We start from the raw sequence: 12090 nt of genomic DNA on the forward strand, positions 1-12090 counted from the left end.
TGGCGTCGGTGGTGGTGCCGAAGCTGACGGACACGATGGATTGGATGCCGAAGTACAGTTGGTTCATCGGGTGTGCTGCGGGTTACCTGGTGTATCTCGCCATCGCCAAGGTGGTCGGGGTCTCCGGCTGGGGAGGCCAGGCGCTCACAGCCACGACAGAAGCAGAGCCTGCGGAGGCATGACGATCCGGCGAGGGCGAGACGTCACCGTCGACCCCGACGCGCATCCGGCCCGCGTCGCCGTGCGGGAGACTTCCCCGCGGCGGCGCGGGCCGCCTGCTTCGCCAGCGCCTTCTCGCGGGCCGTCCGCTTCGGCGGCGGATCAGATTGTCCCCGTGATGAATTGGCTGTCCGACCCCGGACGATGCCGATGAACTCCTCGACCAGCTCGTCCGGCGCCCCGGCCGGCCAGACCAGCCCCACCGGCGATACCGGGCCGTCGGTGACGGGGCGGTACGTGAGGTCCCTGCGGTGGTACAGCCGCGCGAGGGACTGGGGTACCACCACCGTGCCGACGCCCGCGGCGACCAGCTCGACGGCCTCGGCTGTGGTCTCGGGCCGGTGCTCGACGGGGAGCCCGGGGCGGGTGCCCCACTCCAGGGGGTCGTCGAGGGGATGCAGCACCGGTTCGTCGGCGAGGTCGGCGACCGTCACCTCGTCTGCGGCGGTCAGGAGGTGGTCGGTGGGCACTACCGCCACGGCGGTCTCGCGGTACAGGACGATCGAATCGAGCTCGTCGGCGCCGCCCACCGGAAGCCGGAGGAGCGCCGCGTGGGCGCCGCCGGACGTCAGCAGCTCGACACCGTCGGCAGCCGAGCAGGAGAGGAGTTCGAGCGGCACGTCGCGGCGGCGCTCACCCCAGGTCCGGACCCACTTCGCCGGGGTGACGCCGGGCACGTACGCCAGGCGGAAGACGGGGTGGGTATCGGGCGCGCTCACCCGGCCAGGCTACCGCGCGATAACCTGACCAGCATGAACGCGCAGAAGCCGTCGCAGACCATGAATCCCGCCACGGCCGCCAAGAAGCTGGACGTCTACCTGCCGGCGACGCCCGAGGATTTCCGCACCGGCGTCGTGTCGCGCGCGGAGATCGCTGCACTGCAATCGGATCCGCCGCAGTGGCTACGCGATCTGCGCGCGCACGGCCCCCACCCCAAGAATCTCGTCGCGGCCAAGCTGGGCGTCTCCATCTCCGGGCTGGCCCGCGGCGGCGTCGGCGATGCACTCACCACCGAGCAGATCGATGCACTGCTCTCCGAGATGCCGGATTGGCTGGAGGCGGAGCGGTCCGCGTATCGGGCGGTGCTCCGTGACGAGCGGCGGGTCAAGTCCCTGCATGCCGAGCGCCGCCGCTCGGCCGAGCAGGAGTAGATCGAGCAGGACCCGGGTTCACGGCCCGGCGGTGCGCTCGCGCAGCTCGCCCACCGTGAAGACCGGGATCGCCAGGACCGCGAGGGCCACGCCCCACGGAACCGAGTGGGTCGCCGCCAGGAGCACCGCGGCCAGGACCGTCAGCGCGAGCTTCACGACGAGCCGCGGCCGCTGGCCGAGTCGCTGCGCCGAGCGCGGTGCCAGCAGCAGGCCCCAGAGTACGGAGACCGCGACCGGCAGTGCCACCGCCAGCGCGACGTGGATCGCGGTCTGGCGGCCGAGCCCGCTGCCGCCCACGGCGAGCGCGGCGAGCAGGCAGATCTCGGCGACGAACGCCGTCACCTCCGATACACCCGGCGCGCGACCCGGCACCCCGCGGCCGCCGGCCGGCTCATGGTCTTCGGTCATCGCAGGTCTTTCGTCTTCCTCGGCGTCACCCGGACTGCACCGCCACGTCCACGAGGACGACCTCGCCGCGGTCGGTGGATGCGGGGAGGTCGACGGTGGCGGTGATCGCCCAGCCGTGGTCACCGTCGGGGTCGGCGATCGCCTGGCGCACCCGCCAGGCGCGCGGCAACGACGTGTCGAGCGAGAACAGCTGCGGCCCACGGGCGTCGGAGCCGGTCTCGATGTCGTCGTAGTCCTCGTAGTAGTCGGTGAAGGCCTCGTACCAGTCGACGTCCGGGTCCATCTCGTCGAGCAGGTCGTACTCCTCCTCGGCGACCAGCTGGACGCGTCGGAACACGGCGTTGCGCACCATCACCGCGAACGCGCGCTCGTCGGCGGTGATCGACTGCGACCGTCCGATCTCGGGCGCGGACGCGTGCGCCGCCACCGGGTCGGGTGAGGTCATCTCCTCCCACTCGTCCACCAGCGAGGAGTCGACGAACCGGATCAGCGCGCCGAGCCACACGATGTAGTCGTCCAGTTCGTCGGTCACCGCGGCCTCGGGGACGGTGTGCCGCAGCGTGCGATAGGCGTCGGACAGGTAGCGCAGCACGGCGCCCTCGGAGCGGGCGAGTTGGTAGCGCGAGACGAATTCGGAGAAGGTCATCGCGCGCTCGATCATCTCTCGCACCACCGACTTCGGCGACGGCGAGAACTGCGACACCCACGGATGCCCCGCTCGGTAGGTCTCATAGGCGGGGAACAGCATGTCCGCCAGCGGCTTCGGATATGTGACCTCCTCGAGCAGGGTCATCCGCTCGTCGTACTCGATGCCGTCGGCCTTCATCCGCGCGACGGCCTCGCCGCGCGCCGCGTTCTCCTGCGCCCGCAGCACCGCACGCGGATCGTCCAGCACGGCCTCGATCACCGAGATCACATCGAGCGGGTACGTCGGGGACTCCTCGTCGAGCAGCTCCAGCGCCGCGAGCGCGAACGGCGCCAGGGGCTGGTTCAGCGCGAAGTCCGGCTGCAGTTCGACGGTGAGCCGTGCGTGCCGGCCGAACTCGTCGGGTCGCTGCAGCCGCTCGACGACGCCGCCGCCCTCCAGGCCGCGGAACAGTGAGATCGCAGTCTTGATGTGGCGCAACTGGTTCGGCCGGCTCTCGTGGCTGCCCTCGATCAGGTGCCGCATCGATTCGAAGCAGTTCTGTGGCCGCGCAAGGACGTTCAGCAGCATCGAGTTGGTCACGTGAAACCGCGACACGAGGGGCTCGGGCGGAGCCGCGACCAGTCGGTCGAAGGTGCCGCGGCCCCACGACACGAACCCCTCCGGCGCCTTCTTGCGCTGGATCCGCTTGAGCTTCTTGGGATCCCCCGCTGCGCGTGCCTCGAGTCGAGCATTCTCGATCTCGTGGTCGGGCGCTGCCACCACGACGGTGCCGACGGTGTCGTAGCCCGCCCGGCCGGCGCGGCCGGCGATCTGGTGGAATTCACGGGCCCGCAGGTGTCGTGTGCGGGTGCCGTCGTACTTGGTCAACCCGGTCAGGTACACGGTACGAATCGGTACGTTGATGCCGACACCGAGCGTGTCGGTGCCGCATACCACCTTGAGCAGCCCTGCCTGCGTGAGCTTCTCGACGAGCCGACGGTAGCGGGGCAGCATACCCGCGTGGTGGACGCCGATCCCGGAGCGGACCAGCCGCGACAGGGTCTTGCCGAACGCGGTGGTGAACTGGAAATCGCCGATGGCTCGGGCGATCTCGTCCTTCTCCTCGCGCGTGCACAGGGGCACCGAGGTGAGCGCCTGAGCGCGCTCGGCAGCGGCGGCCTGAGTGAAGTGCACGACGTACACCGGTGCCTGGTGGGTGGTCACCAGTTCCTCGATGGTCTCGTGGATCGGCGTCGTGGCGTACGAGAAGTGCAGCGGTACGGGACGAGTCGCGCTCGACACCAGAGCGGTCGGGCGGCCGGTGCGGCGGGTGAGGTCCTTCTGGAAGAACGAGGTGTCGCCCAGTGTGGCGGACATCAGGACGAACTGCGCGTGCGGCAGCTCGATGAGGGGTACCTGCCACGCCCAGCCGCGGTCCGGCTCGCTGTAGTAGTGGAACTCGTCCATCACCACCTGGCCGATGTCGGACCCGGCCCCATGGCGCAACGCGAGGTTCGCCACGATCTCCGCCGTGGCGCACACGATCGGCGCGTCGCCGTTGACGGTGGCGTCGCCCGTCACCATTCCGACGTTCTCAGAGCCGAACACGGCGCACAGGTCGAAGAACTTCTCGCTGACCAGCGCCTTGATGGGGGCGGTGTAGTACGTACGCCGGCCTGCGGCCAGCGCCGCGAAGTGCGCGCCCAGCGCCACCATGGACTTGCCGGATCCGGTCGGCGTCGCGACGATCACGTTGCTGCCCGAGACCACCTCCAGCAGCGCCTCCTCCTGCGCCGGGTAGAGCGCGATGCCGCGGTCGGTGACCCACCCCGCGAACGCCTCGAAGACGGAGTCCGGGTCGGCGGCGGAGGGGACGAGGTCGGCGAGGGTCACGTGCGTCAGGGTACCGGCACCGTCGGCCCTCGGTGCCGAGCGTTCGCCGCCCCCGGCGACCGGGCCTAGACTGCTGAGCGCTCCCCGCCGCCCAGCTCCTCGAGCACCGCGAATCGGGTCTCGTCGTCGCCCGTGATGTCGTCCTCGGTGATCCCGCGACGCAGCGACTCCTGCAGGTCGTCGAGGGTGAGCCGCGCGGGCAGGGTGGAGTCGACGAAGTCGAACAGGACATCGAGGAAGCGGTCGGGCTGTTCACGGAACGGGAAGTGTCCGGCACCGTCGAACAGCTCCAGTCGGGAGCCGGCCATCGCACCGTGCAGCATCGCTGCGTGGCTGACCGGGATGATGGAATCGTTTGTGCCCCAGACGATCAGCGTGGGGATCGCGGACGTGAGATAACATCGGTCTAGCATGGTGACCACCTGCCCGCGCCAGTCGACCACCGAGCGCAGGGTACGGCCGAACGCCTCCGGGGAGCCGTGGTCGGGCATCCGCTCCAGGGCGTCCGCCAGCTCGGCGTTGTCGTGGAACACGGGCAGTGGCAACCGGTGCAGCCCACGCAGCGAGAGCCCGAGCACGGGGAGTGCGCCGGGTACCGCGAGCGCACCCATCAGGGAGTCGGCTAACGGCAGCGACAGCAGGCGCAGCGCGGGGGAGACGTCCCGGCTCACACCGCCCGCGCACACCAGGACCTGTCGTTCGACCATCTGCGGGAACTGGTACGCGAACTGCCCGGCGACGCCACCGCCGAGCGAGTGCCCGACCAGGGTCACCCGCTCGTACCCGAGGTAGGTCACCAGGTCGCGCATCCCGTTGGCGAACGCCGCGATCGAGTAGTCGGCCCGCGGGTGGTCCGACAGACCATGTCCCAGCAGGTCGGGTGCGATCACCGTGTACCGCTGGGTCAGCTGCCGCAGCAGCGGCTCCCAGACCAGCGAGTTGTCGGCGATCCCGTGCAGCAGCAGTAGTGCGGGGCCGCTGCCGCCGATCCGGAACGCGCGGCGGTAGCCGTGGACGGTCGCGAAGCGCAGCGAGGTACCTGATGGTGAGACCTGCACCTGATACCTCCTCGTGTCGGGTGCCGCTAATCATCCCCCGGTTCGTCGTCGCGCGCCTGTTGAGCGAGGAACTTCTCGAACTCGCTGGCCAGGTCGTCGCCGCTGGGTAGCTCCTCGCCCTCGGCGATGAGCAGTTCCTTGGGCTGGCCTGAGTGCACGTACTCGTCGTACTGGGTCTCGAGGGCGGACACCACCGCCGCCACCTCGCCGCTCTGCTCCACCTGCGCGTCGATCTGCTCGCGGAGCTCGTGCGCGGCCGCGGGCAGTTCGCCGTCGGGCAACTGCAGGCCGACGGTGCGCCCCAGCGCCGCGGCGAGTGCCAGGGCCGCATCCGGGTAGTCGTTCTGCGCGAGGTAGTGCGGTACGTGCACCGACAGGCCGAGCGTCTCGTAGCCCTTGTTGGCGAGCCGGAACTCGAGCAGCGTCGACGCGCTGCCGGGCATCCGCATCTTGGCGTCCCACGTGCGGACCTCGGTCAGCAGCGCCGGCGTGTTGCCGTGGCCGCTCACGTTGAGGGGACGGGTGTGGGGAACCGCCATGGGGATCGCGTTGAGGCCTACGACGCGCTTGACGGCGAACCGCTCGGCGAGGCCGGCGACGGCACTGATGAACGCCTCCCACTTGAGGTCGGGCTCGGCGCCGGACAGCAGTAGGAAGGGCCGACCGGTGAGGTCCTTGATCGCGTACAGGTTCAGTTCGGGGGCGTCGACGTCGACGAAGCGGTTGTCGTCGAACGTCATCGCGGGTCGGCGCGACCGATAGTCGATCAGCTCGTCGGCGTCGAACGACGCCACCAACTCCGTCGTGAGGTTTTTGCGCAGGTGCTCGCTGAGCATGCGCACGGCGTGACCTGCGTCGGCGTACCCGTCGAGGGCGTGCACCAACACCGGCCCGTTGCCGTCCTGATCGGACACCGCCGGTGCGGGGAATTCCAGTTCGTAGATGTGCGACTGCTCGTCCACGTCAACCTCCTGCCTGGTGGGAGTGCGTTCCAGGGTCTCACGATCGGCCCGTCGACGCACTCTCGCGTCATCGGTACCAACGGTATCCGGCGGTCGCAGATTCCCGTGCGGATGGATTCCGCTCAGGGCGAACGTGTTCCGGCGCGGGTCGCGGCAGCAGGTTCCTACCGGTCGGACGGCGGGCTCACCCCGTGCACGCCGTCAGGAAGGCGTCCACGAGCATCGCATCCGCGACGGAGAGCTCTTGTGCTGCAGCCTCGATCGGTGCCAGGAGGGGGTGGAAGAAGCGCTCGCCCAGCGCGCGCGCCTCCGGCGTCACGGTGAGCGCCACCTTACGACGGTCCCCGGCCAACGCTCCGCGTGCGACGTGCCCGGCCGCGACGAGTCGGTCGACGAGCGCGGTGCACGACGCGGAGTTCACCGCCAGTCGAGTCGCCAGCCAACCGGGGGTCGCGACGGTGCCCGCCCGCTCGGCGTCGAGCAGGGCGATGATCGCCCGTATGTCGCGGGGGCCGAGGTCGTTCGTGCGCCCGAACTCGGTGATCGCGGCGTCGAAAGCGAGGGTGATGTCACGCAGTCGGTGCACCAGCCGGTGACGTGGGTCCACCGGCTACACGGTAGACGTGGCGCATCGGCCGGGCATAGTCTTCTCGATAATCGATTATCTCGTTTATCGAGAGGAATGCCGATGGCAGATCACGATGTGCGGTTCGCGGCCGCCTATCGCGATGTCCTCGCGCGATGGGGTGACGTCACCGTCGTCACCTGCGACACCGCGCGGGCCCGGACGCGGATCACCGTCGTCCCGGGGCCCGACGGTGCCGATTCCCCGCTCGTGGTGCTCCTGCCGGGCGGCGGCGCCACATCCACCGTGTGGTTCCCGCAGGTCGCCGACCTCGCGATGGGCGCGACCGTGATCGCTCCCGACCTGCCGGGGGACGCGGGCTGTTCGCTGCGCCGCCAGGGCCTACGCGGGTGGCGGGACGTGGCGGCGTGGTGCGCAGAGGTGGTGGCCGCGGCGGGCCGCGAGACGGGTGCCGCGGCGGGCCGCGAGACGGGTGCCGCGGCAGGCAGGCCGGTCACCGTCGTCGGCCACTCCTACGGCGCGCAGATCGCGGTCCGCTTCGCACTCGACCGGCCCGACCTGGTCGCGGGGGTGACGCTGCTCGATCCGACCGGCGTGTTCGCGCGGGTGTCGGCTGAGACGGCGCTGCACGCGGTGCCACTGCTGCTCGCGCCCACCGGCCGGCGCTGGCGGCGCTACCTGGACTGGGAGACGGGCGGCGCCGCGCTCGATCCGGCCTGGCTGCGCCTCGGTGCGGCGGCGGCCGATGGGTCGCGGATGCGCCCGGTGCGACTGCCGCGGCCGTCGCCTGCCGACATCGATCGGCTGGCCGGGCAGGCGGGCGGTGTGCGGGTCGTCCTCGCCGAGCGCAGCCGCTACCACGACGCTCGGCGGATGGCGGCCGACCTGCGGCGGCGTCACCCGTGGATCACCGTCGAGACCCTGCCGGCAAGCCATCACGAACTGCCTTTCGTGTGGCGTCCGTGACCGGTCCGAGCTCAGGACACGTGCACCGACGGGCGTCGCTTGGGGTCGTGTTCGGCCTGGCGGAGTACCTCGTGGCACACGGCTGCCACCTCGCCGGCGCCTTCCACGAGGTACTTGCCCATGTTGGCGACGGGGTTCATCTCAGACCACTGGAAGTAGATCTCAGGCACGATGCCCGTCTCGTCGCGGACGTACATGAGCAGGGAGGCGATGGTGTTCGGCACCGTACCGGAGTGCACCTTGAGCAGGCGGTAGCCGAACTTCTCGATGCCGCGGACCTCCAGATCCTCCTGGAAGTCCGATGAGTCGCGCGGCCACACTTCGAGCAGGATGACGCGCGAGCGGCCCGGGATGTGACCGAAGCGGCGCTCGGCACGTACCTTCTCTCGGTACTCCTTCTTCGTGTCGACGTCCGGCTCGTGCGCGACGATGCGAATCGCGTGCTGCTGTTGTGCGTCGGAGTGGATGAACTCGAGGGCCTTGTCGTCGAACGTGATCGAGGAGGCACGGATCTCGAACGACCGCCGCACGCGGGACGCGATCGACACGATCATGATCGCCACGATGAAGAAGGCGGCGATCCGGACGCCGTCCGGGCGCTCGATCGTGTTGTCCACCGTGGTGTATACGAACACGGCGGAGATCACGCCGAACACCCAGGTCAGCACATGCTGGTTCTTGCGGTGGCACGAGATGGTCACCGCGATCGCCGCCGATGTCATCAGTACCAACACGCCGGTCGCGTATGCGCCGCCCTGGGCGTTGACGTCGGCCTTGAAGATCAGGACGATCCCGAGCGCGATGAGCGTCATCACCACGACCAGGGGCCGGACCGCGGACGCCCAGCGCGGTGCCATGCCGTAGCGCGGCAGGTAGCGGGGGACCAGGTTCAGCAGGCCGGCCATCGCCGACGCGCCCGCGAACCACAGGATCGCGATGGTGCTGAAGTCGTAGACCGTTCCGAACACGGGACCCAGATAGAGGTGCGCGAGGTAGGCGAGCGCGCGCCCGTCCGCGGGCCCGCCCGACTGGAAGTCCTGCGCCGGGATCAGCAGCGTGCACGCGATGCTCGACGTGAAGAGCAGGGCGCTCATGATGATGGCGGCGGTGGTCAACAGGCGTCCCGTGCCGCGGATGCGTCCGCGCGGATAGGCCGGGTCGTCGTCGGGATCGCCCTGGATCTGGGGCATCACCGCCACGCCGGTCTCGAAGCCCGACATGCCCAGCGCGAGTTTGGGGAACACGATCAGGGAGACCCCGACTATCGCGAGCGGGTCGGGGTGCTGCAGCGTCAGCGCGTTGGTCCAGTGCGCCATGTACCCCGGCCCGGTCAGCGCGCGCCACAGCGCGTCTCCGATGACGACGACGTTGAGGGCCAGGTAGACGCCCACCAGCACCACGGCGACGCCGATCGCCTCCTTGAAGCCCTTGAGGAACACCGCTCCCAGTAGCAGGACGAGCAGGATCGTGAGCGCGATGTTGTGCCCGTGCAGGAACGAGGTGAAGTAGGGGTTCTCCGCGGCGTGGGCTGCGGCGTCCGACGCCGACAGCGTGATGGTGATGATGAAGTCGGTGGCCGCGAAGCCGAGCAGTACCAGGACGAACAGCTTGCCGCCCCACCACGGCAGCAGTCGCTCCAGCATGGCGAGTGAGCCCGAGCCCTTGAAGCTCTCGCGGGACACGCGCCGGTACACCGGCAGTGCGCCGAGCAGGGTGAGCGCGACGAGGACGAGCGTCGCGAAGGGGGAGACCACACCGGCCGCGACGAACGCGATCGCGGGCGCGTAACCGAGGGACGAGAAGTAGTCGACGCCGGTGAGGCACATCACCTTCCACCATGAGTGGGGGTGCTCGACCTCAGCGGCGTGCGGGCCCTGATGGCTTCCGGCGCGGTCGGACATACCGCTCAGAAACCAGGCGCGGAAGCGCTCACTCGGACGTGGCAGGTGTATCACGGCGTTCACACTAGACGTACCGAGGAGGCCGCGTGGGGACCGGAATCGGCATGGTCAGCTGAAGTTCCGCAATGCCCGGATCTTGTTCATCACGTCGAGTGCGGCGACTTTATACGCCTCGGACATGGTGGGGTAGTTGAACACCGCGTCGACGAGGTACTCGACGGTGCCGCCGCATCCCATCACCGCCTGACCGATGTGCACGAGCTCCGTCGCCGACGTGCCGAAGATGTGCACCCCGAGCAACCGGAGGTCCTCGGTGGACACGAGCAGCTTCAGCACGCCCGCCGAGTCGCCCGCGAGCTGGCCGCGGGCGAGCTCGCGGTACCGCGAGACGCCGACCTCGTAGGGGATCGCGTCCTTGGTGAGGTCGGCCTCGGTGGCACCGACGTAGCTGACCTCGGGGATCGAGTAGATCCCGATCGGCTGCAGCGCGGTGAGGGTCGAGGTGGGCTCGCCGAAGGCGTGGTAGGCCGCGATCCGCCCCTGGTCCATCGATGTGGCGGCCAGTGCCGGGAAGCCGATCACGTCGCCGACGGCGTAGATGTGGTCGACCTTGGTCTGGTAGTTGTCGTCCACGAAGATACGGTTGCGTGCGTCCGCCTCGAGCCCGGCGGCCTCCAGGTTGAGGGGTTCGGTGAGGCCGGTGCGCCCGGCCGAGTACATCACTGCCTCGGCGGGGATCCGCTTGCCGGACTCGAGGGTGGTGACGGTGCCGTTCCTGCCGACGGCCACCTCGGTCACCTCCTCGCCGAACCGGAACGTCACGGCGAGGTCGCGGAGGTGGAACATGAGGTCGTCGACCACCTCGCGGTCGCAGAAGTCGAGCATCGTCGGCCGCTTCTCCACGACGGTGACCTTGGTACCGAGGGCGGCGAACATCGATGCGTACTCGATACCGATCACGCCGGCGCCCACCACCACCATGCTGCTGGGGATGAACTTCAGCTCGAGGATCGAGTCGGAGTCCATGACGCGGTAACCGTCGAACTCCACCCCGTCGGGGCGGCGCGGCGCCGTGCCGACGGCGATGACGATCTTGTCGGCTTCGATGGTGATGCGCTCACCCCGGGTCGGCTCGTCGATCGCGATCGTGTGCGCGTCGACGAAGCTGCCGAGACCGGCGAACGTGTCCACTCGGTTTCGCTGCAGCTGCGAGCGCACCACCTCGTTCTCGCGGGTGATCACATGGTGCGTGCGGGCCAGCAGGTCGGCGGGACCGATGTCGGCCTTCACGCGGTAGCTCGCGCCGTACAGTTCGCGCTGGCTCATGCCGGTGAGGTACAGCACTGCCTCACGCAGCGTCTTCGAGGGGATGGTGCCCGTGTTCACGCACACGCCACCCAGTTCTCGGCCGCGCTCGATGACGGCGACCCGCTTGCCGAGCTTCGCCGCTGCGATCGCGGCCTTCTGCCCGCCTGGTCCCGATCCGATGACGGCCAGGTCGTACCTGTTGTTGTCGCCCATGACCTTTGTGTACACCGCGGGGCCGACAGATGCAGTGCGCTCGGGGGACAATCACGTGAATTTCTTCCGATAGCATGGATCGTCTGTCGACGTCTCGGCGTCGCTAACAATACCCATCGCTGTGCAGTGCAGTACTTTTCGCGCCGATCGCGACATCCGCGTACGAGAGTGTGTCGGCTATGACGAGTACGCCTGAACCCAGCCCCGACCGCACCGCCATCCGCTTCACAGGCATGGGGGACTACATCGCCGCGATCCCCGCGCTCCTCGGTTTCTACCCGGAGCGGTCGATCGTGCTTCTCGGACACGACGACGCCACGTGCCAGACCGGGCCCACCGCCCGGTTCGACCTGGTCCTCACCCCCGGCGGCGACCTCGCGCCGCCGTGTCACACCGGAATCGCCGAGATGGTCCGGCTGTGCAAGCAACAGGGCGCGCAGCGGATGTTCTGCGTGGTGGTCGACGATCGTCCGATCGATGCCGCACTTCCCGCGATCACCGACCGTCTCGTGAAGAGCCTCGCTGCCGAGGGCGACGACGATTGGGATGCCGACCTCGTCGACCTCTTCGTGATCCGCCGCATCGCGGTGGACGAGCGCTGGACATGTGCCCACGGCGACGCGGGCCGGCTGCCGGACCCCGAGATCAACGAGGCGACCCTCGCGCGCATGCTCGACGGGCGGCCCGTCCAGCGCTCGCGCTCGGAACTCGTCGAGCGGCTCACCGAGGAGGGGCGGGGAGTGACGGAGGCCGACTGCCGCGCCGCCGGGCGACCGCGCCGCGGCGGCGGACGTCGT

The 12090-nt window shown here is 69.4% G+C and carries 12 protein-coding genes; 4 read left to right on the plus strand and 8 right to left on the minus strand.

The genetic code is table 11. The features are described 5' to 3' along the window. Positions 1 to 182, plus strand: a 182-nt coding sequence (locus tag ABD908_RS24245) for a hypothetical protein (protein WP_345000890.1), incomplete at its 5' end; no start/stop codon positions are given. Between the two features lie 21 nt (positions 183 to 203). Here the strand turns inward: ABD908_RS24245 and ABD908_RS24250 are convergent. Then, complete coding sequence (locus tag ABD908_RS24250; protein ID WP_345000892.1) at positions 204 to 938, minus strand: LysR substrate-binding domain-containing protein; 735 nt, start codon at positions 936 to 938, stop codon at positions 204 to 206. Between the two features lie 33 nt (positions 939 to 971). Between ABD908_RS24250 and ABD908_RS24255 the strand changes: the two genes are divergently transcribed. Then, positions 972 to 1370 (plus strand): DUF5997 family protein, encoded by a 399-nt coding sequence (locus ABD908_RS24255; protein ID WP_345000894.1) that lies wholly within the window; start codon positions 972 to 974, stop codon positions 1368 to 1370. 18 nt (positions 1371 to 1388) lie between these two features. On the opposite strand, the gene ABD908_RS24260 is transcribed toward ABD908_RS24255, so the two are convergent. From ABD908_RS24260 to ABD908_RS24280, 5 genes are all read right to left on the minus strand, one after another. Continuing rightward, a complete protein-coding gene (locus ABD908_RS24260) occupies positions 1389 to 1778 on the minus strand; it encodes a YrdB family protein (RefSeq protein ID WP_345000896.1) in 390 nt (129 codons plus the stop codon). A 25-nt stretch (positions 1779 to 1803) separates the two neighbouring features. Beyond that, the gene (locus ABD908_RS24265; RefSeq protein WP_345000898.1) at positions 1804 to 4299 is read right to left on the minus strand and encodes a DEAD/DEAH box helicase; all 2496 of its coding nucleotides are present in this window, start codon (positions 4297 to 4299) and stop codon (positions 1804 to 1806) included. 65 nt (positions 4300 to 4364) lie between these two features. Further along, on the minus strand, positions 4365 to 5357 hold the full coding sequence (locus ABD908_RS24270) for an alpha/beta fold hydrolase (protein ID WP_345000900.1): 993 nt from the start codon (positions 5355 to 5357) through the stop codon (positions 4365 to 4367). A gap of 26 nt (positions 5358 to 5383) precedes the next feature. After that, complete coding sequence (locus ABD908_RS24275) at positions 5384 to 6319, minus strand: proteasome assembly chaperone family protein (RefSeq protein ID WP_345000902.1); 936 nt, start codon at positions 6317 to 6319, stop codon at positions 5384 to 5386. A 184-nt stretch (positions 6320 to 6503) separates the two neighbouring features. Then, a complete protein-coding gene (locus tag ABD908_RS24280; protein WP_345000904.1) occupies positions 6504 to 6926 on the minus strand; it encodes a MarR family winged helix-turn-helix transcriptional regulator in 423 nt (140 codons plus the stop codon). An 81-nt stretch (positions 6927 to 7007) separates the two neighbouring features. Between ABD908_RS24280 and ABD908_RS24285 the strand changes: the two genes are divergently transcribed. Then, complete coding sequence (locus ABD908_RS24285; RefSeq protein WP_345000906.1) at positions 7008 to 7871, plus strand: alpha/beta fold hydrolase; 864 nt, start codon at positions 7008 to 7010, stop codon at positions 7869 to 7871. Positions 7872 to 7882: 11 nt separating this feature from the next. Here ABD908_RS24285 and ABD908_RS24290 read toward each other — a convergent pair whose 3' ends face one another. Beyond that, entirely contained in the window at positions 7883 to 9772 is a 1890-nt protein-coding gene (locus ABD908_RS24290) for an APC family permease (protein WP_385921397.1), read from the minus strand. Between the two features lie 108 nt (positions 9773 to 9880). After that, complete coding sequence (sthA, locus tag ABD908_RS24295; protein ID WP_345000910.1) at positions 9881 to 11293, minus strand: Si-specific NAD(P)(+) transhydrogenase; 1413 nt, start codon at positions 11291 to 11293, stop codon at positions 9881 to 9883. A gap of 179 nt (positions 11294 to 11472) precedes the next feature. Between sthA and ABD908_RS24300 the strand changes: the two genes are divergently transcribed. After that, the coding region (locus ABD908_RS24300) for a DUF4192 domain-containing protein (RefSeq protein WP_345000912.1) at positions 11473 to 12090 on the plus strand (618 nt) is incomplete at its 3' end.

It is taken from the genome of Tsukamurella soli (assembly GCF_039541155.1).
GTDB lineage: Bacteria > Actinomycetota > Actinomycetes > Mycobacteriales > Mycobacteriaceae > Tsukamurella > Tsukamurella soli.

Coding starts and splice junctions, on each gene's coding strand:
- ABD908_RS24255 (WP_345000894.1), top strand. CDS start 972: ATGAACGCGCAGAAGCCGTCGCAGACCATGAATCCCGCCACGGCCGCC.
- ABD908_RS24260 (WP_345000896.1), bottom strand. CDS start 1,778: ATGACCGAAGACCATGAGCCGGCCGGCGGCCGCGGGGTGCCGGGTCGC.
- ABD908_RS24285 (WP_345000906.1), top strand. CDS start 7,008: ATGGCAGATCACGATGTGCGGTTCGCGGCCGCCTATCGCGATGTCCTC.
- ABD908_RS24290 (WP_385921397.1), bottom strand. CDS start 9,772: ATGTCCGACCGCGCCGGAAGCCATCAGGGCCCGCACGCCGCTGAGGTC.
- sthA (WP_345000910.1), bottom strand. CDS start 11,293: ATGGGCGACAACAACAGGTACGACCTGGCCGTCATCGGATCGGGACCA.